This window comes from Providencia sp. Je.9.19, from assembly GCF_051129765.1.
Lineage (GTDB): Bacteria > Pseudomonadota > Gammaproteobacteria > Enterobacterales > Enterobacteriaceae > Providencia.
The window spans coordinates 149438-171588 of record NZ_JBCPSS010000005.1; the positions used below are offsets into that span (position 1 = coordinate 149438).

Below are 22151 nucleotides of genomic sequence, written 5' to 3' on the forward strand. Positions count from 1 at the left end.
ATTATCTATATTGATTAAAAGAATTATCTCCAATAAAGGCTAAAAAATGACATCATTATTTAAGTTTGAACCTAATTCGCATACTCCTTTCTTTCTCTTATTAGCCTTTATTGGTGGCTTCGTTGATGCGAGCTCATTTGTTATTTTTGAAGTTTTTACGGGGCACCTCACCGGAAACAGTATTTTAAGCATGGTCTATCTGGCACAGATGGACTTCTCCATGTTGCTTTTATCCGCAATTTCAATTGCCGGATTTTTCACGGGTACCCTCTCTGGGTCATGGTTTAGGATAAAAAACAATCAGTTATCATGCTATCGTTTAGTTATTGGCTTAGTTTTTCTTTTATTTAGTAGTGTTTTCATACTTTATTTCCTGCTACATGCTCTCTATTCCCCTAATCTTGTTATTTTTATTATTAGTTTATCAATGGGAATTCAGAATGGATTTTTTAATAAAGTGGGAAGCGTAGGTATTCACTCAACCTATGTAACAGGAATGACAACATCTTGTATTAATGCATTTCTTAAAAATGTTAAAGGTGATAACAGCAAAAAAGTATTATTTCTTGCTGTACTCTTTTTTATTCTAGGTGGTCTTACAGGCAGTATTTTATCCGTTAAATACCACTTTGCTGGGTTCTCATTTGTATTAATTTTGCTGTTTATTGCTTTCATTTATAGCTTAAAAATACGTAATTAGGTACTAAAAATAAAAAAGCCCACCACCAATATTTATTGATGATGGGCTCGATTTCAGCAACCCAAAAAACTAACTTTTATCTTGTTTCTGTTGTTGCTGCTGCTTCTCTTTTTCGACAAGCTCACGGTACCACAGTGGGTGATGCTTTTTCGCCCAACCACGTGTTACCCATCCTTCAACCATCGCACGCACAGAACCTTTCACCCACATTGCCGCATAAGCATGTACAATAATCATAATGATCAGCGCAATAGCAGAAAGTGAATGCACCAAAATAGCGGCGCGGTATAGCGGAATTGGGAAATAATCGGCAAAGAATGGGCGCCACATTATCACGCCGCTAACAACCAATAGCAGTAAGCAGATAGAGACTACCCAATACACCCCTTTCTGACCGAGGTTATATTGACCAACATCGCCAGCTTCTTCATTTTTAAGTACTTTACCGATATTTTTTGCCCACTTGATATCTTCTTTATTGACGAAGTTATGGTGGAAATAACGGAAGAACATAAACACGAACAGCAAAAACATTGCCGTACCCACGAATGGATGTAAAATCCGAGACAGTTGTGGCGTGCCTAAAATATTCATAAACCAATTTAGCGACGGGAAAAAGAAGCCCAATCCGCTGATTGCAGTGAACAAAAAGCAAATCACAACCGCCCAATGATTAATCCTTTCTATTGGCTTGTGGCGAATAATTTTGTCATTATCATCTGGTATCATTTCTGATCCTCCCCTTCTTTTGATTTCGAAGTGTCAGATGACATTGCGTTATGCAAATCTTCCAGAGCCTCTTCTTCATCTTTTTTGGAGACGCGGTTCGGACCAATACCCACATAGTGGAAGATGGCCGCCGCAAATGTTGCAGCAAAACCTACCGCTGCTAACGGCTTCCAGATACCTTTCCAGAAAGTAACTGTTGGGCTGATAGTCGGATTTTCTGGCAACCCATGGTACAACTGAGGTTTATCTGCGTGATGTAAAACATACATCACGTGCGTACCACCCACACCTTCTGGGTCATATAAACCCGCATTGTCATAACCACGCGTTTTCAACTCATCAACACGCTCACCCGCCAAGTTAATCATGTCTTCCTTGCTACCAAAATGGATAGCGCCCGTTGGACATGTTTTTACACAGGCAGGCTCTTGACCCACTTCAACGCGGTCAACACAAAGCGTACATTTGTATGCGCGATTATCGTCTTTATTGATACGTGGCACATCAAATGGGCAACCTGCAATACAGTAACCACAACCAATACAATGCTCTGATTGGAAATCCACGATACCATTTTTGTACTGCACGATTGCGCCTTCAGAAGGGCAAGCCTTCAAGCAACCGGGGTCAGCGCAGTGCATGCAGCCATCTTTACGGATCAACCATTCGAATTTATCGTTCTCTTCAACTTCAGAGAAACGCATCACCGTCCATGACTTAGCGGTTAAATCCGTTGGGTTATCATATACCCCAACGTTAGTACCGATTTTGTCACGAATATCGTTCCATTCTGAACACGCGACCTGACAGGCTTTACAGCCAATACAGGTCGTCACATCAATAAGCTTTGCAACCTCTTCCTTATAATCCCGCACCTGAGGTGCGGGGGTCAGGGAATTGGTGGCAGAGCGACGAATAATGTCCTGTGATTGCATTGACATAATTTATCTCCTTACACCTTTTCCACATTGACAAGGAATGACTTAAATTCCGGCGTCTGAGTATTCGCATCACCCACATATGGCGTTAGCGTATTTGCAATAAAGCCTTTCACTGCCAAACCTTCAAAGCCCCAGTGAATAGGAATACCGATAGTATCGACATCTTTTCCAGCCACTTTCAGGGTTCTAATACGCTTGGTTACCACGGCTTTCGCTTTGATATAACCTCGTTTCGAACTGACTTTTACCGTATCACCTTGCTCAATACCTTTCTCTTTCGCCAAGCGATCACCAATTTCGATAAATTGCTGTGGCTGAATGATGGCATTTAACAATGCGTGTTTTGTCCAATAGTGGAAATGCTCTGTCAGGCGATAAGTCGTTCCCACATAAGGGAATTCTGTCGCTTTACCCATTTGAGCCCAATCATCTTTAAAGACGCGAGCAGCAGGGTTAGACACCACGTTTGGATGCAGTGGGTTAGTATCAAGCGGCGTTTCGATTGGCTCGTAGTGCTCAGGGAATGGGCCTTCGGCCATTTTATCCAAAGCAAACAAACGCCCCATACCTTCTGGCTGCATGATAAACGGCCCTACGCCACTTCCTGGTGCGGCATTGCTGTAGTCTGGTATATCCATACCAATCCACTTGCTGCCATTCCACTCAAGAATTTGACGCTTCGGATCCCATGGTTTACCCATTGGGTCAGCTGATGCACGGTTATAAATAACGCGGCGATTCAGCGGCCATGCCCATGCCCAACCAAGTGTATTACCAAGACCTGTTGGGTCAGAGTTATCACGGTTAGCCATCTGGTTACCTTTCGGCGTCCAGCTACCAGCAAAAATCCAGCAACCACTTGAAGTTGTACCGTCATCACGTAGTTGTGCAAACGAACTAAGCAGCTCACCTTTTTTCGCGATAATGTTGCCATCAGCGTCTTTCAGATCAACCAGCGCATAGCCATTGTTTTCTTGAGCCACTTCTTCCGGAGTTGGATTATCACGGTCAAAGTAGTTCCAAGTCATACTCAGAACCTGCTCAGGTACTGCACCGCCTTCGGTTTCATACATTTGGCGTAGACGATGATAAATACCCGATAAGATTTCACCATCACTGATAGCTTCACCCGGGGCATCCGCACCTTTCCAGTGCCACTGTAACCAACGTGCAGAGTTTACAATCGAACCATTTTCTTCAGCAAAACAGCAAGATGGCAGACGGAACACAGTAGTTTGGATATCTTCCGGTTTCACATCATTCATTTCACCGTGGTTTTGCCAGAAATTTGCAGTTTCTGTATTCAGCGGGTCAATCGTTACTAAGAATTTAAGCTTAGAGAGCGATTTAGAAACTTTATTTTTATTCGGGAATGAGGCTAATGGGTTGAAGCCTTGGCAGATATAGCCATTCACTTCTCCTTTATCCATCATTTCGAAATAGCGCAGTACGTCGTAGCCCTGATCCCATTTAGGTAATAAATCAAAGCCCCAATCATTTTCTTTTTGCGCTTTATCACCAAAGAAAGTCTTCATCATACTGACAAAGAATTTCGGGTAATTACCCCAATAGTTCACCTGGCCTTCGACGGTGGCTTTTGGCGTATTAGCCGCTAAATAACTTTCAAGTGTGGTTTGCTTTTCTGATGGCAAAGTCATATAACCCGGCAGACTTTGTGACAACAAACCTAAGTCAGTCAAACCTTGGATATTTGAGTGACCACGAAGTGCGTTAACCCCACCACCTAGCATTCCCATGTTACCTAGCAATAGCTGGATCATTGCCATAGTACGAATATTTTGTGCACCGACGGTATGTTGTGTCCAACCGAGCGCATACAGGAATGTTGCTGTTTTATCTTTAACACTGGTTTCTGCTAGCAGCTCACAGACTTGTAAAAAGTCTTCAATTGGCGTACCACAGATGTTATTAACCACTTCTGGTGTATAACGACTAACGTGCTCTTTCAATAAATTCATGACACAACGCGGGTTTTTCAGCGTAGGATCGCGCAGCGCAAGGCCGTTTTCATCCAACTCATAGTTCCACGTGGTTTTATCATATTGACGTTTTTCAGCATCGTAGCCCGTAAATAAACCATCATCAAACCCATAGTCTTCACGGATAACCAAACTTGCATTGGTATAAGCTTCAACATATTCACGTTGAATTTTTTCGTTATCCAGTAAATATTTAATGACGCCAGATAAAAATGCGATATCAGTACCAGAACGAATAGGCGTGTAAAAATCCGCCACTGCCGCTGTACGGGTAAAGCGTGGGTCAATCACAATTAGTTTGGCTTTATTATGGATTTTAGCTTCCATCGCCCAGCGGAAACCGACTGGATGCGCTTCTGCTGCATTACCACCCATAACGACGACTAGGTTTGCATTTTTAATGTCAACCCAGTGGTTGGTCATCGCACCGCGACCAAATGTTGGAGCAAGACTTGCTACCGTTGGTCCGTGTCAGACACGCGCTTGGTTATCAACGGCAAGCATGCCGAGGGCGCGAGTAAATTTTTGAGTAACAAAACCTGATTCATTACTACCCGCGGATGCACAAAGCATACCGGTAGTTAGCCAACGATTGACTGTCACACCATCTTTATTTTTTGGAATAAAGTTAGCATCACGGTCTTCTTTCATTAGCTTAGCAATACGGTCAAACGCGTTATCCCAAGAAATACGTTTCCACTCATTGGTACCGGGTTCGCGTACTTCAGGATATTTTAGGCGACTTTCACTGTGAATGAAGTCGATAAGGCCTGCACCTTTAGGACAAAGTGCACCACGGTTTACCGGATGATCCGGGTCCCCTTCAATGTGAAAAATACTCTCTTTTGCATTTTTCGCGCCATCGCCAAGACTGTACATTAACAGCCCACAGCCGACAGAACAGTAGGTACAGGTATTTCTGGTTTCCTTAGCACGCAGTAACTTATACTGACGTGTTGACGCTAACGCGATGGAAGGTGCAAAACCTAACGCCGCTACCGTCGTACCTGCCATACCGCCAGCGCAGATCTTAAAGAACCGCCTTCTGCTGACTTGCATGGGGATCTCCTCATTTACATTGCTCATGTTTACCTAACTTCAATATTGATAATCAGGTAAACTGTTTTTATTTAACGTCTTCCCTATCGTATCCAGGTTCATTGCCCGGCAAATGGTGTAAATTCTTTTTACCCATAATCAATATTATGTATCATTAGCGCTAGGAATTCATCTAATGTATGAAACAAATGCTACAAATGAAGCGAGATTAGTCAAAATGATCGGCGCAAATCACACAAGCGTGCAACAAAAAAGTAACCTTAGTGTGACCATTGATGACTGGGTTGCAGAAGAAATACCTGTCGCTTTGGTTTTTAACGGTATATCCCATGTAGTAATGATGGCTACACCGAAAGATTTAGAGGATTTTGCCCTTGGATTTTCTTTATCTGAAGGAATAATACAATCGGGTGATGAAATTCGTGGAATTGATATTGTCCAAGGTTGCCACCGAGGCATTGAAGTTCATGTTGAATTATCTAGCCGCCGTTTTAGTGGATTAAAAGAACGCAGACGTAATTTAGCCGGTCGCACAGGTTGTGGTATTTGTGGCACTGAGCAACTTGATGAAATCTTTAAACCCATCGCACCACTGCCGTTTACCCAGACTTTTTCTCTGTCATATCTCGATAATGCCTTGCATGAACTCAAAAAAGTACAAGAAATCGGTGCATTAACTGGCTGTACCCATGCGGCTGCATGGATTTCCCCTGAGGGCATATTAGTCGGCGGTTGTGAAGATGTCGGTCGTCACGTAGCGCTAGATAAACTGTTAGGAATGAAACACCGCAACCATTGGCAGCAAGGTGCAGTATTGGTTTCGAGTCGTGCAAGTTATGAAATGGTTCAAAAAGCCGCGAGCTGCGGAGCAGAAATTTTATTTGCCGTTTCAGCAGCCACCTCTTTAGCTATCGAAGTCGCCGAGAAAGCTAACTTAACGCTAGTCGGATTCTGCCGACAAGGAAAAGCGACCGTGTTTACCCATGCGAGTAGAGTAAAGGATTAGAGGCACTGCTAATATTTTTTTACTGAGCCCCTTCATCAAGGAGATGAAAATGATAAAACGGATCTTAATAGTGTTTCTATTGTCAGTGTGTTCTTCGGCATTTGCTAAGCCTTCCCTTGATGAAGTGATGACCAAAGCTAACCAAGGTGATGCAGAATATCAATTTTACCTTGCCGAGAAATACCGATCAGGTGATGAGGTTGAAAAGAGTTTAGATAAAACCATCGAGTGGCATAAAAAGGCAGTAAAAAATGGCAATAATAACAGTGATTATCTTTTAGGAATTATCTACCTCACCTCCGATCTAAAACACCGTGACCTCGCTAAATCTATTACACATTTGAAAGCGGCTAATGCCAAATCCCCCCAAATTGCCAATCAGTGGTTAAAGTGGTTTACCATCTTTGATCTTAAAGCTAAAGAAGACCTTATCTTATCCAAAGCAGACTATGAAAAAGCAGCTGAGAAAGCTGACCAGCAAGCCTTATTTTCACTCGGCGTCATGAGCTATTTGAGTATTGAGGGCACGCAGGATATTGATAAATCGATAAAATATTTTAGCCAGATGGATGCAACTTCATCCCCAAAAGTGGATCGCGCGCTAGGATATATGTATCTGGAAAAAGCCTCTGAGATTATGTTTAATGACCCTGACCGAGCTCAATGGCAGACAAAAGCAAAAAATGCGTTTATTAAAGCATCAAATAAAGGAGATACACTTTCTCAAACTGCTGTGGCAGAACTTTATTTACGTGACGAGTCAGGTGAATCAGTATCGATGGCAAAATCTTTTGATAAGGGTATCGAGTGGTTAGAAAAAGCGGCGAATAATGGTTCGGTGATAGCGCAACTACGACTGGGTATGCTCTATTTTAATGGCGACCAAATTTCAGCAGATAAACAGAAAGCCAAATATTGGTTAGAAAAGGCAGCATTACAGGGAGACCCCAATGCTCAGCAAGCGATGGGCGTGATTTACTTTTTAGGGCAGGGTGTCCCTATAGATTATACTCAAGCCGCAAAATGGTATGAAAAAGCCGCCATACAAGGAGGTGATAACTCTATGGTTGCACTAGGACGAATGTATAAAGCCGGTTTAGGTGTTTCTCATGATCTCAATAAAGCGAATTTTCTATTCAATAAGGCCTGTGATATGGGCAATAGAGAAGGTTGCATGTTAGTGGGTCGTAATCGTGTAGGACAAGCTTATTAAATATTAATTTGGGTTACATGGTTCATATGTAACCCAAATTGAACATCCACCCCGCCCTCTGACTATACCAGCCGCTGCTCGGTAACGACTGGGCATTTATTGCACGACGAGAGGAACTTCAGCAAACCTCATCAATTTTTTAACGAAGAGCAGCGATAACATTATCACCATAGAGTGATAAAAATACTCAATACCTTTATCAGTTTGTTTTACATACCCTTCAAACATTGACGTTGAGTATAGAACACCATCGCAATACTCAGTAGATGAAGTTTATTTATTTCCCAATACAAAAGCTCGAGAAAATTCTGCCTAACAAATCATCGGATGTAAATTCGCCGGTGATTTCACTCAGTGCTTGCTGAGCTAAGCGTAACTCTTCAGCCAATAGCTCACCGGAGCGAGCACCTACTAACTGCTCATGGCCTTGTGCTAAATGTATTGCTGCTGCATTCAAGGCTTGTAAGTGACGACGACGAGCAAGAAAACCGCCTTCGGTATTACCACTAAAACCCATCGCTTCTTTCAGGTGATCGCGCAGCAAATCAATCCCTTTTTCTTCACGAGCTGAAATACGAATAACCGGATGACGAGTATCTTCAACAAGCTCGATTTGCTCGCCAGTCATATCTGCTTTATTACGGATCACCGTAACTGGCAGCGTTTCAGGTAAACGCGCCATAAATTCGGGCCATATTGCTTGTGGCTCGGTCGCATCTGTTGTCGTGCTATCCACCATAAATAGCACGCGGTCTGCCTGCTCAATCTCTTTCCAAGCACGTTCAATACCAATACGTTCAACTTCATCACTAGCTTCACGCAGGCCTGCGGTATCAATAATATGCAATGGCATACCATCAATGTGGATGTGTTCACGTAAAACATCACGGGTTGTGCCCGCAATATCCGTTACAATCGCAGCTTCTCGACCTGCTAATGCATTTAATAGGCTTGATTTGCCCGCATTTGGTCGACCCGCGATAACCACTTTCATGCCTTCGCGTAACAGACTTCCTTGACGAGCCTGTGAGCGAACTTGTTCTAAATCCGCAACCACTTCATCTAATTTGGCTTCAATTTTTCCGTCAGAAAGGAAATCAATTTCTTCATCTGGAAAATCAATCGCAGCTTCCACATAGATCCGTAAGTGAGTGAGTGCTTCCACTAATTGATTGATATGCGCAGAAAACGCCCCTTGCAATGAGTTCATCGCTGAGCGAGCTGCTTGTTCGGAACTGGCATCAATTAAATCAGCAATGGCTTCAGCTTGAGCTAAATCCAATTTATCATTTAAAAATGCACGCTCAGAAAACTCACCCGGATTGGCGATACGAATACCATCAACGGTTAAAATTCTTCTCAGTAATAGATCGAGGATCACCGGACCGCCATGCCCTTGAAGTTCAAGAACATCTTCACCCGTAAAAGAATTTGGTCCCGGAAAGTAAATCGCAATACCCTGATCAATAACAGAGCCATCTACATCACGAAACGGCAGATAATCGGCATAACGTGGCTTTGGCTGTTTACCAAGCACCGTTTCTGCAATCAAAGCAGCTTTCGGGCCTGATACACGTAAAATACCGACACCACCACGTCCGGGAGGTGTTGCCTGTGCGACTATCGTATCGTTAATTTGCATGATGTTTCTCTGTCTTTGACTGGAACACTTTTTTGAAAAGAATAAGGCGACCTAATTGGTCGCCTTAATATTATGCATATCCCCATCATACTTCAAGTTACCCGTGCTAGCTTCGCCTAGCAACTCGACTTATTTTGGGGATATCCTCTTAGGTTACCCTAAGACTTTATTATTTTTTTTCTTTCTTATCGCGACTATGTAGACCACGTTTTTCCAATCCACGGTAAATAACCTGTTGTTGGATGATGGTCACTAAGTTACTCACGATATAATACAGAACCAGACCTGATGGGAACCACAGGAAGAAGATAGTGAACACGACTGGCATGTAAGTCATAATCTTCTGCTGCATTGGGTCTGTCACCGCCGTTGGCGACATCTTCTGAATAACAAACATGGTCACACCCATTAATACTGGCAGGATGTAGTACGGGTCTTGTGCTGACAAGTCCTGAATCCAACCAATAAACGGCGCATGACGTAGTTCAACAGAACCCATCAACATATAATAAAGTGCAAGGAAGATTGGCATTTGGATAACCAGAGGTAAACAACCACCGAGTGGGTTTACTTTCTCTGCTTTATACATTGCCATCATTTCTTGGCTCATGCGTTGTTTATCATCACCAATACGCTCACGCATTGCAGCCAGTTTAGGTTGCAGTAAACGCATTTTCGCCATCGAGGTATACTGCGCTTTAGTCAGCGGGTACATGATACCACGAACGATAAAGGTGATAACGATGATGGAGAAGCCCCAGTTGCCAACATAATCATGAATAAATTTCAGTAATTTAAACAGTGGCTGAGAGATAAACCATAACCAACCGTAATCAACGGTTAAATCTAAATGAGGTGCAACTTCAACCATTTCAGATTGGATTTCAGGCCCAATCCAGAGAGTTGATGAATACGTGCCCACACCATTAGCAGCGATAGTCATTGGTTCACTCTTATAACCAATGATAGCGGAGTTTTTATCTAAATCGATGGAATAGAACGTACTTTTCTCAGAACTTGCAGGCACCCATGCTGTTGCAAAATATTGCTGCAACATTGCAATCCAGCCGCCTTTAGTGGTCAAGCTAAGATTTTTGTCTTCAATGTCACCAAAACTATATTTTTTATAGTTAGTTTCATCAGAAGAGTATGCTGCACCACGATAAGTGTGCAATGCAAAGTTGCTGCTACCAGTATCACGATCGCTTGGTAATTGGATAGTCTGTTTCAACTGGCCAAAGAAAGCGAGGCTTAACGGCTGAGCGGTTGAGTTTTGAATACTGTATTCAACATCAACAGTATAGCGGCCACGTTTCATGATATACGTTTTTTGGTACACAACGCCGTTGCTATCTGTAAACGTCATTGGTACGCGTAATTCATCTTGCCCTTGTGCTAACGTAAAGCTTGTCGCTTCAGTAGTATAAAGAGGACGCACGCCATTGTTATTTGCTGGATTGTCTGGACCGTGAGGACCAATCAGACCACTTTGAGCCTGATAAACAAAACCTGGTGTAGTTTCCAGTAAACGGAAAGGGTCTTCCGAATGAAGGGTCGCAGGGTAGGCTAACAGGTCAGCCTCATCGATATCACCACCACGTGTATTAATACGAATATCTAATACATCAGTTTTTACCGAAATGAGCTTACCTTGCCCTGAGCTGGTTACAGCTTGAGCATCACTGCTTGGCATATCCGCTTGTTGCGTAGTCTGAACAGTTTTTACTTCCTGAGCAACTTTATCGCTCTCCCAGGCCTGCCAAACTAAGAACGATACGAACAACAAAGCGATGAGTAGAAGATTGCGTTGCGAATCCATCGTTATAATTCTCTATTATCATCAGTTTTTTTAGGCGGAACAGGATCGTCTCCACCAGCGTGTAAAGGGTGGCATTTTAATATGCGTTTCGCTGTTAACCAACTACCTTTTAACATACCAAACCTGCGCAATGCCTCAATTCCGTAATTAGAGCATGTTGGATTGAAGCGACAACGAGGTCCTAACAACGGACTAATCGCCAGTTGATAGCCTCTGATCAGCATAATCAGGAGTTTTGAGCCAAGCGACGATGACGACGCCATAACTTATCCAACGCTTCCGTGATTTGTCGATTGTCGAGATTAGCGACCCCTCTCCTTACCAATAACACAAAATCCATTGGGGGCAAGTCGTGTTGATGCAAACGAAAGTATTCACGCGCTAATCGTTTAATACGATTTCGCTCATGAGCTCGTTTAACATTTTTTTTAGCGATGGTAAGACCGATGCGGGGATGCCCCAGCTCGTTTAGGCGACCAAGGATTGTTATCTCTGGGGAACTCGCCCTCTGCGGCTGCTTAAAGACATTGTCGAAATGCCTGGGAGTTAACAAACGTAACTCCCGGGTAAAAGCGAGCGTAACCACTTTAATAGAGGGCTAGCTTTATTACTTAGATGAAACGGTCAGACTAGAGCGGCCTTTCGCACGACGGCGAGCCAGAACTTGACGACCATTTTTAGTAGCCATACGAGCGCGGAAACCGTGTGAACGGTTGCGCTTCAGTAAGGACGGTTGAAAAGTGCGTTTCATAACGATTTCTACCTAACTTTTAAATTTATTACTGATTCAGTAAACGCGTTGGCAACCAGTGAAAACTGATTTACACCTGTGCCTCTATCGCAACAATATAGAAAGAAGCAGGATTGTAATAAAACATAGGGGGTCACGTCAATAAGATGACGCAATCAAACCACTTTTATTTATTGCCTGGCTGACAGGTTCGCTGACATATACCGTGACAATCTGCTAATGACACGATTTTCAAACTGACTGTGGGCTGACCTAGATTGAGATTATTGCTAACTTTAGCCCTGAACATTGAGCCGTAAAAAACGCGAACTCTACGTCATTCACTAGAGCATAGGCAAAAATCACAATGCAAGGCTAACGGATCGCAGCTTGTTAAAAAACCACATTAGCACTGTACACAGGGAGGAAGATTATACGGACTCCACCCTAAAGCGCAAGGATCTTAACTCGATCTAAATATATTTTTTATGGGTGCAGAATTTTTTCAAGAAATCGTCTAAAGTTATCCCCAGCCATGTGGAAAAAACAGAGCTAATCGGGATCAACCAGAGGACTTCACCCCTCAAAGAGCATCCTTAACACAATTGCCTGTGGATAAAAAGCATAAAAACTGTGTAAAAGAGTGAGATCTCTTATTAATTTTACGGTATGATCCTAGGTCGTGTTGCTGATCCGACGATCGCCACTATTTCGTTGGCTTTGTTGGTATTAAGTCAGTAATAGCGAATTAGAGATAAATAATAAAGAAATAATAAAGTTAACCAAAATACTTCTCTGGCTTTCTTTGTAAAACAAAGCAGCCAGTAAAAAATTCTGAGCTAAATCCGTAATTCTTGTTTCATTGACCTTGTTTAGGGGAGCCCAACGTGTCACTTTCGCTTTGGCAGCAATGTCTTGCCCGATTGCAGGATGAACTGCCTACCACCGAATTCAGTATGTGGATACGCCCCCTTCAAGCTGAATTGAACGGTAACACTCTGGCACTTTATGCCCCAAATCGTTTTGTCCTTGACTGGGTGAGGGACAAGTACATCAATAATATCAACGAATTATTGAATGATTTTTGTGGCTCTAATGCACCCGCACTGCATTTTGAAGTCGGTAATAAGCCTATGTCAGCGGCACCGACTAGCACTCAGACACGTAATCCCACACACGAAAAACCAGCTTTTGTCATGCCATCCGCACCCATTAGGCCAAGTTGGGACAACTCAAACAAAGTACTACCAGACGTTGTTTATCGTTCAAATGTGAACCCTAAGCATACTTTTGATAACTTTGTTGAAGGTAAATCAAACCAATTAGCCCGTGCAGCGGCAAGACAAGTCGCAGAAAATCCAGGTAGCGCCTATAATCCATTATTCCTTTATGGTGGTACGGGTTTAGGTAAAACGCATTTACTGCATGCGGTTGGTAACAGCATTATGCAACACAAAGCAAATGCCCGTGTGGTTTACATGCATTCTGAACGATTTGTTCAAGATATGGTCAAAGCTTTACAGAATAATGCGATTGAAGAGTTCAAGCGCTATTACCGTTCTGTTGATGCTTTACTAATAGATGACATTCAATTTTTTGCTAACAAAGAACGCTCACAAGAAGAGTTTTTTCATACATTCAATGCATTACTTGAAGGCAATCAACAAATTATTTTGACCTCAGACCGCTACCCTAAAGAAATCAATGGGGTGGAAGATCGCTTAAAATCGCGTTTTGGTTGGGGTTTGACTGTCGCGATAGAACCGCCCGAGCTAGAAACACGTGTTGCCATTTTGATGAAAAAAGCAGATGAAAATGAAATTCAGCTGCCGGGTGAAGTTGCCTTTTTCATCGCTAAACGTTTACGCTCTAATGTGCGTGAACTTGAAGGTGCATTAAACCGTGTTATTGCCAATGCTAATTTTACCGGTCGTGCTATTACTATCGACTTTGTTCGAGAAGCACTGCGTGATCTACTGGCACTACAAGAAAAATTAGTCACTATTGATAACATTCAGAAAACAGTGGCTGAATATTATAAAATTAAGGTAGCTGATTTGCTTTCCAAGCGTCGTTCTCGTTCTGTCGCCCGTCCGCGTCAGATGGCAATGGCACTCGCAAAAGAACTGACAAATCACAGTTTACCTGAAATCGGGGATGCCTTTGGCGGTCGCGACCATACAACGGTCCTTCATGCTTGTCGTAAAATTGAACAATTACGAGAAGAGAGCCATGACATCAAAGAAGATTTTTCTAATCTAATCAGAACATTATCATCTTAATTGCTATGAAATTTACTATAGAACGCGAGCAGTTATTAAAACCATTACAGCAGGTTAGTGGCCCTTTAGGTGGTCGTCCAACTCTGCCTATTTTAGGTAATCTTTTATTACAGGTAAAAGAAGGCGCACTCCAACTTACCGGAACCGACCTAGAAATGGAGATGATGGCCAATGTCCCTCTGACTCAAGAACATGAAGTTGGCGCAACAACGGTTCCCGCACGCAAATTTTTTGATATCTGGCGTGGTTTGCCCGAAGGTTCTGAAATTAGAGTAGAACTTGATGATGATCGGTTACTCGTTCGTTCGGGTCGCAGCCGTTTTTCATTATCGACTTTACCGGCGACTGATTTCCCAAATTTAGATGATTGGCAAAGTGAAGTTGAATTCTCACTTCCACAGTCAATACTGAAACGCTTAATTGAAGCAACCCAGTTTTCAATGGCACATCAAGATGTCCGTTATTACCTCAACGGAATGCTGTTTGAAACTGAGGGGCAACTACTAAGAACCATTTCGACTGATGGCCATCGACTGGCTGTTTGCGCAATGGATATCGGTCAAGAACTCCCATCGCATTCTGTGATTGTCCCGCGTAAAGGGGTCATGGAACTCATGCGTTTGTTAGATGGCGGCGATGCGCCTTTGCAATTACAAATCGGTAGCAATAATATTCGAGCACACGTTGGCGATTTTATTTTCACCTCTAAACTGGTTGATGGCCGTTTCCCCGATTACCGTCGAGTGCTACCGAAAAGCCCAGATAAAACCTTAGAAGCGCGCTGCGATTTATTAAAACAAGCATTTTCACGCGCAGCGATTTTATCCAATGAAAAATTCCGTGGTGTTCGTTTATATTTTAGCGAAAATCAATTGCGTATTACCGCCAATAACCCGGAACAAGAAGAAGCAGAAGAAATTGTTGATGTCAGTTACCAAGGTACCGAAATGGAAATTGGCTTTAATGTCAGTTATATCTTAGATGTCTTAAACACACTCAAAAGCGAAAATGTTAAATTGCTTTTAACTGACGCCGTTTCCAGTGTACAAATTGAAGACTCTGCGAGCAGCGCCGCTGTTTATGTTGTCATGCCAATGCGTTTGTAATCACTTTATATGATCCTTTCGCGTTTATTGATCCGCGACTTTCGTAACATTGAAGACGCCGATCTCTCCCTTGCTATTGGGTTCAATTTTTTAATTGGCCCAAATGGGAGCGGCAAAACCAGTATACTGGAAGCAATATATACTTTAGGTCATGGTCGTGCATTTCGCAGTATTCAAGCGAATCGCGTTATCCGCCATGAGCAAGAACAGTTTATTCTGCATGGAAAACTCAGTCATGCCGATGAGCAACGTAAAGACCTTTCTCTTGGATTAAGTAAAAATAGAGAAGGTGAAAGTAAAGTCAGGATTGATGGCACCGATGGTCATAAAATTGCAGAGCTTGCAAAATTATTACCTATGCAGCTAATAACCCCTGAAGGGTTTACACTGTTAAACGGTGGTCCAAAATATCGACGCGCGTTTATTGACTGGGGCTGTTTTCATAGTGAGCCATTATTTTTTTCAGTTTGGTCTGACTTAAAACGCTTACTAAAACAACGAAATGCTGCATTACGACAAGTTACCCGTTATGACCAAATTCGTCATTGGGATAAGCAATTAGCGCCACTTTCAGAGCAAATAAGCCAATGGCGTCATGAATATATTGCAGGTATTGCTGAAAATATAGAGCAAACTTGCCAACAGTTTTTACCTGAATTTTCATTATCCGTATCCTTTCAACGTGGTTGGGATAAAGAAATTGATTATTCAGAGCAACTAGAACGCCAATTTGAGCGTGATAGAGCACTAACCTATACCGCCTCCGGGCCACATAAAGCTGATTTGCGAATTAGGGCAAATGGCACCCCTGTTGAAGATATGCTTTCACGCGGTCAACTGAAACTTTTAATGTGTGCATTAAGGTTAGCGCAGGGTGAGTTTTTCACTCAACAGAGCGGGCAACGATGCCTGTATCTACTGGATGATTTTGCCTCAGAACTTGATGCAGGTCGCCGCCAACTATTGGCGACTCGTCTCAAGGCTACGCAAGCTCAGGTGTTTGTTAGTGCCATAACATCCGAGCAAGTAAATGACATGATTGATGTAAACAGCAAGATGTTTAGCGTAGAACATGGCAAAATACAAGTTCAACCTCAGGAATAGAAAGAGCAGGAAACGTTGATGACGAATACATATGACTCCTCAAGTATCAAGGTATTAAAAGGACTGGATGCGGTGCGTAAGCGCCCGGGCATGTATATCGGTGATACCGACGATGGAACAGGTCTTCATCACATGGTCTTCGAGGTTGTCGACAACGCTATCGACGAAGCCCTCGCAGGTTTTTGTGATGACGTCGTTATCACTATCCATGCTGATAATTCTGTCTCCGTTCAGGATGATGGACGTGGTATCCCAACGGGTATCCATGAAGAAGAAGGCGTATCTGCGGCAGAAGTTATCATGACTGTTCTGCACGCCGGCGGTAAATTCGATGATAACTCCTACAAAGTCTCCGGTGGTTTGCACGGAGTTGGTGTTTCAGTCGTTAACGCCCTATCTGAAAAACTTGAATTAGTTATCCGTCGTGACGGTAAAGTTCACGAACAAATCTACAAACATGGTGAGCCTCAAGCGCCTTTAGTTGTCGTGGGTGAAACTGACCTGACAGGTACACGCGTACGTTTTTGGCCAAGCATGGATACCTTTAAAGGTGTCACTGAATTCGAATATGATATTTTGGCAAAACGTTTACGTGAACTGTCATTCCTGAACTCTGGCGTTTCAATTCGATTGATTGATAAACGCACAGGTAAAGAAGACCACTTCCATTATGAAGGCGGTATCAAAGCCTTTGTTGAATATCTGAGCCAAAATAAAACTCCGATTCATCCAAATGTATTTTATTTCTCAACTGAGAAAGACGGTATTGGTGTTGAAGTTGCAATGCAGTGGAATGACGGTTTCCAAGAAAACGTTTACTGTTTCACCAACAATATCCCTCAGCGTGATGGTGGTGCCCACCTTGCCGGCTTCCGTGCGGCAATGACTCGTACCTTGAATAACTACATGGAAAAAGAAGGCTACCAGAAAAAAACCAAAGTCAGTGCAACTGGTGACGATGCACGTGAAGGTTTGATTGCTGTTATCTCAGTTAAAGTACCAGATCCTAAATTCTCCTCTCAAACCAAAGAAAAACTCGTTTCATCTGAAGTTAAAACCGCAGTTGAAACCATGATGAATGAAAAATTGGTTGAGTATTTATTAGAAAATCCGGGCGATGCAAAAATCGTTGTGGGTAAAATTATTGATGCCGCACGCGCTCGTGAAGCTGCACGTAAAGCACGTGAAATGACCCGCCGTAAAGGTGCCTTAGACTTAGCTGGTCTGCCTGGTAAACTTGCCGACTGCCAAGAACGCGACCCTGCATTATCCGAATTATACCTCGTGGAAGGGGACTCTGCGGGCGGCTCAGCAAAACAAGGCCGTAACCGTAAAAATCAGGCTATCTTGCCACTTAAAGGTAAAATCTTAAACGTCGAGAAAGCCCGTTTTGATAAAATGCTTTCTTCACAAGAAGTTGCCACGCTGATCACCGCTTTAGGCTGTGGTATCGGTCGCGATGAGTACAATCCTGACAAACTGCGTTATCACAGCATCATTATCATGACGGATGCTGACGTCGATGGTTCACACATTCGTACCTTACTATTGACCTTCTTCTATCGTCAAATGCCTGAAATTGTTGAACGTGGTCATATCTTTATTGCTCAACCACCACTGTATAAAGTGAAAAGAGGTAAGCAAGAGCAATATATTAAAGATGACGATGCAATGGATGATTACCTCATCTCAATCGCACTTGATGGCGCTGAGCTGCATTTAAATGCAGATGCACCGGCCATGAGAGGCGAAGAGTTAGAAAAACTCGTTGTTGAGTATAATGCTGCGCACCGTATTATCCGTCGTCTTGAGCGTCTTTACCCACAAGCACTACTGAATAGCTTAGTTTATCAACCTACTTTAGTAGAAGATAATCTAAAAAGTAACGAGCAAGTTGAAGAGTGGGCAAAATCATTAGTCCAACGCTTAACGGATAACGAACAAGCGGGCAGTACTTATAGCTATATCATCACAGAAAATCGTGAACGTCAGCTATTTGAGCCAACTATCCGTATTCGTACTCATGGTGTTGATTCCGACTACAACCTTGATTTTGACTTTGTTCATGGTAGTGAATATCGCCGTATCACTCACTTAGGTGATTTAATCGGGGGTCTTATCGAAGAAGGTGCTTATATTCAACGTGGTGAGCGCCGTCAAAATATCGAAAACTTCGAAGATGCGCTCACTTGGTTAACCCGTGAATCACGTCGTGGCCTATACGTACAGCGTTATAAAGGTCTTGGTGAGATGAACCCAGATCAACTTTGGGAAACCACCATGAACCCAGATACGCGTCGTATGCTACGCGTCACAGTAAAAGATGCGATCGCAACAGATTTACTCTTCACCACACTAATGGGTGATGCAGTTGAACCTCGCCGTGCATTTATCGAAGAGAACGCATTGAAAGCCGCTAATATCGATATTTAATCGCTAGTTGCTTCTTAGTAGAAATAGCCTCATGTGAAAGCATGAGGCTATTTTTTTAACGGTTGTCATCACGCGTATCATTATGAATATCTCTCACCTTTTTATTTAATCACCTACATTACGCTTAAATTAAAACATCTGATTATTTTTTTATTTAAAAAATAACATCTATTATTTACTACCCGATTTTTTATTAGTTCAGGTTACTAAAAATAATTAAATTTATTATTAACAGTAATGAGTACGCATTTAACAATAATGAATCTGAATTTAAAAATAAACCTATAAATACAATCAATAACAAAACAAATAAAAATCATAAAGTTAACAATATTAAGACTACATTTTTCATAAAAACGTCACATTGCGTAATTAACATCTCATAAATTCAAGATTAATTAACGCAACCTATAGGCCTGTCATGAAATCAGTCATATTACCTACTACAATAAGCTTATTAGTTTTATTAAATTCAAATATTTCATCTGCAAAAATAGATATTGAAGCGGTTGAAAATCGTATTTTAGATAAACGAAATAGTTGGCTTGATGATATTAAAAACAATGTAATTAATCATTCACCAATAGAGAACTCAAAAATAGCATTATGGGATAAGCTAATTAGTCATGAATATACCCAAATAACCGATGAGCGACTAGAAAGAGCAAAAGCCGATAAATCACAAAATTCAAACTATGTTTTTAGCACATTCAACACAATACTCTTTGGTGACCATCAAATCGATTTAACCGCTAACGATCAGTATCATACGATTAAAGATTTGTATGATATCAGTACCCGAGCTTATGACGAAAATCGCCGACGAGTTAGATCAATCGACTTTATTCTTAAAGAGCATTTTCAACGAGGGCGGCCCTATCAGGTACTCGATAAAGATGGTAACTATATTGCTAATTATACAGCCATACGGGGTTCGTCCTTTCCAAGTGGACATACTTGGAATGGTTTCAAACAAGCAGCGGTTTTAGCCACCCTATTTCCTGAAAAAGGAGATGAAATCTTTGCAAGAGCGATTGAGTATGGTGAAAGTCGAGTGATTGTTGGTGCCCATTTCCCAACAGATACTATCGCTTCTCGCATTGGCAACTATTACCTATTATCTCAATTACTTGCTGATGATAAAATTGCTAAATCATTTGTGACATTAGCCAGAAATGTTCGTGAAGAAACAGCCATAACTTGCCAAAAAAACATAAAGGATTGCCTCACGACTTCGAGCCATCATATCAATGATGAAGTTGGATACTACGGCAAAAAAGAACCTGAAGAAAAACCTATGATTACCCCTAATGAGCTACCTAATACTGCGGCTCATTTACTGCGTTTACGTTTTTCTTATTTAGATAAAGAACAGCGGCAAAGTATTTTAGCCAGTACCGCTTATCCGATTAATTCTCTCGCCGGTTGGGATGTTAAAAAAGATAAACCAGAGACCTATTGGGGACTCATTAACTTACCTAGAGCCTATCAAGGCCCTACCCATTTATATGATAATTTTATTGTTAATCAAGTAACTAATGAGTTTGATTTTGCAAACTTCACCGAACTAGATGAATGGAAAAATGCGATTAATGGTCCAGGGCAATTAATCAAAAAAGGCAATGGCACGCTCATTTTATCAGGCGAAAATACCTTTGCTGGCATAGAAGTTAATCAGGGTAATTTAGTACTGAATGCAAAAAATCATTATTCAAAACCGTCATCAATAAACGGTGGTTCACTATTCATAAAAGGTCAGTTAAATTCGCCATTGGATGTCAATAAAGGCGCATTAATTTTAGATAATGGAAAAATCAACTCACAAGTCACTCTTAATCAATCAGGACTATTAACAGGTAATGGTCAGATTAATCATTTAACCGTCAATCAGGAAGCCATGGTGTCGCCGGGGCATTCAATTGGTACAATCAATATCACAGATTCTGTTATTTTTAAGCCTGATAGTCATTATTTAGTAGAGATTAATGCACAGGGGAAACACGATACCATCAAGAGCCAAGGTACGGCTGTTCTAAATGGTGGTACTGTCACTGTTTCATTTGAAAATAACAAAAATAAGTTATCTAAACAACAAGTTAACAGTTTATTCGATACTCAATATACGATATTAAGCGCCGAAAAAGGTATCAGAGGTAAATTCGAGGCCGTACAACCTAATTATCTCTTTATAGGAACGACGTTAAACTACTCACCAAATGCGGTCACACTAAATATTGGTCGCAATAACACCTCTTTTGACAGCGTTGCGACGACTCAGAATCAAAAGTCAGTCGCTCAAGCACTCGATAAACTCCCCACAGAAAATTCGCTCTATAAAAGTATCTTAAAAAATGATTCAAAAGACGAGGCGATTTCTATTTTTAATACACTCACAGGACAGGTTCATGCCGATATACTCTCAAATCAAATTAATAGCAGCCGACATACGAGAGAAACTATTTTTAAACAGCTTCGCCTTTCAGAATCACTGAACAAGACCAAAGAACAGAACGACAATAAAGGTAATATTTGGGCGAAAGCTCTCCATGATTGGGATAATACGACCAACGATGGTAATGCTGAGGGTTATGATACCTCTAGCTATGGTGTATTTTTAGGCGCAGATCAACGTTTTTATCGTGATAAAGCAACCTTCGGACTTGCAACGGGTTTTACTAAAAACAGTTTATCCGGTCATCATAATAGTGGTAACAGTGAAAACTACCATTTAGCGCTTTATGGTGGTATTCAATTAAACCCAATTACACTTAGAGCTGGAGCGGAGCACACTTGGCATCATATCAATACCCATAGATCCGTTAGCCAATCGATGGGGAATTATCAAACACAAACTCACCAAGCTTTTATCGAAGCCGCCTATCCATTGAAAGCAGCAATGTTTGATATTGAACCATTTGCAAACCTAACTTATGTGAAGGCAACGAATGGCACAATAAAAGAGACGGGTAATTATGGGGTACTGAAAGCAGATAAACAGCATATCAATGGGATACTATCAACTATTGGCGTTCGACTCGATAACCAATGGATGTTAAATTCACGATCTAGTCTTAATTTATATGGTGAACTCGGTTGGCAACATCAATATGGTGATTTAGCGCGGGGACTAAAATTTAAATTTCTAGACACTGACTCATCTTTCGTTTCGCAAAGCTCATCAGCCTCTAGAAATGGGGCTATTATCAAAGCAGGCGTAGATCTTAATATCAACAATAATTCCAAGTTATCGATAAATTATAGCAAACTGGCATCCAGCAATTACGCTGATAATAATATTGATGCAAAAATTTCACTTATATTTTAATTAAATAATAGCCCTCATATTTAATGGGGGTTATTTTTTGTTTACTTTATAAATTAATGAGT

The 22151-nt window shown here is 41.7% G+C and carries 16 protein-coding genes; 8 read left to right on the top strand and 8 right to left on the bottom strand.

Translation table 11 applies throughout. The features are described from left to right. The first annotated feature begins 46 nt into the window (after positions 1 to 46). Positions 47 to 700 (top strand): YoaK family protein, encoded by a 654-nt coding sequence (locus AAZR93_RS16985; RefSeq protein ID WP_434720502.1) that lies wholly within the window; start codon positions 47 to 49, stop codon positions 698 to 700. 69 nt (positions 701 to 769) lie between these two features. On the opposite strand, the gene fdoI is transcribed toward AAZR93_RS16985, so the two are convergent. Genes fdoI through fdnG form a run of 3 tightly spaced genes read right to left on the bottom strand, consistent with a single transcriptional unit; the run spans position 770 to position 5429 of the window. Further along, entirely contained in the window at positions 770 to 1429 is a 660-nt protein-coding gene (fdoI, locus tag AAZR93_RS16990) for a formate dehydrogenase cytochrome b556 subunit (RefSeq protein ID WP_434720503.1), read from the bottom strand. Next, positions 1426 to 2370 carry a formate dehydrogenase subunit beta gene (fdxH, locus tag AAZR93_RS16995; RefSeq protein WP_336428634.1) on the bottom strand — a complete coding sequence of 315 codons (945 nt, stop codon included), beginning with the start codon at positions 2368 to 2370 and terminating at the stop codon, positions 1426 to 1428. Before fdxH ends, fdoI begins: the two co-directional genes overlap by 4 nt. 11 nt (positions 2371 to 2381) lie before the next feature. Further along, the gene (gene fdnG, locus AAZR93_RS17000) at positions 2382 to 5429 is read right to left on the bottom strand and encodes a formate dehydrogenase-N subunit alpha (RefSeq protein WP_434720504.1); all 3048 of its coding nucleotides are present in this window, start codon (positions 5427 to 5429) and stop codon (positions 2382 to 2384) included. 175 nt (positions 5430 to 5604) lie between these two features. Here fdnG and fdhD point away from each other — a divergent pair, with 175 nt between their 5' ends. Beyond that, positions 5605 to 6435, top strand: coding sequence for a formate dehydrogenase accessory sulfurtransferase FdhD (gene fdhD, locus AAZR93_RS17005; protein ID WP_434720505.1), 831 nt, complete (start codon positions 5605 to 5607; stop codon positions 6433 to 6435). Between the two features lie 49 nt (positions 6436 to 6484). Beyond that, positions 6485 to 7648, top strand: a complete 1164-nt coding sequence (locus AAZR93_RS17010) for a tetratricopeptide repeat protein (RefSeq protein WP_434720506.1) — start codon at positions 6485 to 6487, stop codon at positions 7646 to 7648. 277 nt (positions 7649 to 7925) lie between these two features. Here the strand turns inward: AAZR93_RS17010 and mnmE are convergent, their stop codons facing one another. The 5 genes from mnmE to rpmH all read right to left on the bottom strand — a co-directional run bounded on the left by mnmE (position 7926) and on the right by rpmH (position 11860). Next, positions 7926 to 9290, bottom strand: coding sequence for a tRNA uridine-5-carboxymethylaminomethyl(34) synthesis GTPase MnmE (mnmE, locus tag AAZR93_RS17015; protein WP_294101517.1), 1365 nt, complete (start codon positions 9288 to 9290; stop codon positions 7926 to 7928). Between the two features lie 169 nt (positions 9291 to 9459). Further along, positions 9460 to 11109 carry a membrane protein insertase YidC gene (yidC, locus tag AAZR93_RS17020; RefSeq protein ID WP_294101520.1) on the bottom strand — a complete coding sequence of 550 codons (1650 nt, stop codon included), beginning with the start codon at positions 11107 to 11109 and terminating at the stop codon, positions 9460 to 9462. A 2-nt stretch (positions 11110 to 11111) separates the two neighbouring features. Beyond that, a complete protein-coding gene (gene yidD / locus AAZR93_RS17025) occupies positions 11112 to 11372 on the bottom strand; it encodes a membrane protein insertion efficiency factor YidD (protein WP_294101523.1) in 261 nt (86 codons plus the stop codon). Beyond that, the gene (rnpA, locus tag AAZR93_RS17030; protein WP_336428639.1) at positions 11336 to 11695 is read right to left on the bottom strand and encodes a ribonuclease P protein component; all 360 of its coding nucleotides are present in this window, start codon (positions 11693 to 11695) and stop codon (positions 11336 to 11338) included. The genes yidD and rnpA overlap by 37 nt, the downstream gene beginning before the upstream one ends. A 21-nt stretch (positions 11696 to 11716) precedes the next feature. Further along, the gene (gene rpmH / locus AAZR93_RS17035; protein ID WP_068437925.1) at positions 11717 to 11860 is read right to left on the bottom strand and encodes a 50S ribosomal protein L34; all 144 of its coding nucleotides are present in this window, start codon (positions 11858 to 11860) and stop codon (positions 11717 to 11719) included. 866 nt (positions 11861 to 12726) lie between these two features. Between rpmH and dnaA the strand changes: the two genes are divergently transcribed. From dnaA to AAZR93_RS17060, 5 genes are all read left to right on the top strand, one after another. Further along, on the top strand, positions 12727 to 14121 hold the full coding sequence (gene dnaA / locus AAZR93_RS17040) for a chromosomal replication initiator protein DnaA (protein WP_294101540.1): 1395 nt from the start codon (positions 12727 to 12729) through the stop codon (positions 14119 to 14121). 5 nt (positions 14122 to 14126) lie between these two features. Further along, positions 14127 to 15227 carry a DNA polymerase III subunit beta gene (gene dnaN, locus AAZR93_RS17045; RefSeq protein ID WP_294101543.1) on the top strand — a complete coding sequence of 367 codons (1101 nt, stop codon included), beginning with the start codon at positions 14127 to 14129 and terminating at the stop codon, positions 15225 to 15227. Between the two features lie 9 nt (positions 15228 to 15236). Further along, a complete protein-coding gene (gene recF / locus AAZR93_RS17050) occupies positions 15237 to 16331 on the top strand; it encodes a DNA replication/repair protein RecF (protein ID WP_294101545.1) in 1095 nt (364 codons plus the stop codon). A gap of 18 nt (positions 16332 to 16349) precedes the next feature. Further along, a complete protein-coding gene (gene gyrB / locus AAZR93_RS17055) occupies positions 16350 to 18764 on the top strand; it encodes a DNA topoisomerase (ATP-hydrolyzing) subunit B (RefSeq protein ID WP_434720507.1) in 2415 nt (804 codons plus the stop codon). Positions 18765 to 19185: 421 nt separating this feature from the next. Beyond that, positions 19186 to 22089: an autotransporter domain-containing protein gene (locus AAZR93_RS17060; protein WP_434720508.1), complete on the top strand. Its 2904-nt coding sequence runs from the start codon at positions 19186 to 19188 to the stop codon at positions 22087 to 22089. Positions 22090 to 22151: the final 62 nt, after the last annotated feature.

Bases quoted from the DNA above. Each gene is read 5' to 3' on its own strand.
- AAZR93_RS16985 (WP_434720502.1), top strand. From the start codon at position 47: ATGACATCATTATTTAAGTTTGAACCTAATTCGCATACTCCTTTCTTT.
- fdoI (WP_434720503.1), bottom strand. From the start codon at position 1,429: ATGATACCAGATGATAATGACAAAATTATTCGCCACAAGCCAATAGAA.
- fdxH (WP_336428634.1), bottom strand. From the start codon at position 2,370: ATGTCAATGCAATCACAGGACATTATTCGTCGCTCTGCCACCAATTCC.
- fdhD (WP_434720505.1), top strand. From the start codon at position 5,605: ATGTATGAAACAAATGCTACAAATGAAGCGAGATTAGTCAAAATGATC.
- AAZR93_RS17010 (WP_434720506.1), top strand. From the start codon at position 6,485: ATGATAAAACGGATCTTAATAGTGTTTCTATTGTCAGTGTGTTCTTCG.
- mnmE (WP_294101517.1), bottom strand. From the start codon at position 9,290: ATGCAAATTAACGATACGATAGTCGCACAGGCAACACCTCCCGGACGT.
- yidC (WP_294101520.1), bottom strand. From the start codon at position 11,109: ATGGATTCGCAACGCAATCTTCTACTCATCGCTTTGTTGTTCGTATCG.
- yidD (WP_294101523.1), bottom strand. From the start codon at position 11,372: ATGGCGTCGTCATCGTCGCTTGGCTCAAAACTCCTGATTATGCTGATC.
- rpmH (WP_068437925.1), bottom strand. From the start codon at position 11,860: ATGAAACGCACTTTTCAACCGTCCTTACTGAAGCGCAACCGTTCACAC.
- dnaN (WP_294101543.1), top strand. From the start codon at position 14,127: ATGAAATTTACTATAGAACGCGAGCAGTTATTAAAACCATTACAGCAG.
- recF (WP_294101545.1), top strand. From the start codon at position 15,237: ATGATCCTTTCGCGTTTATTGATCCGCGACTTTCGTAACATTGAAGAC.
- gyrB (WP_434720507.1), top strand. From the start codon at position 16,350: ATGACGAATACATATGACTCCTCAAGTATCAAGGTATTAAAAGGACTG.
- AAZR93_RS17060 (WP_434720508.1), top strand. From the start codon at position 19,186: ATGAAATCAGTCATATTACCTACTACAATAAGCTTATTAGTTTTATTA.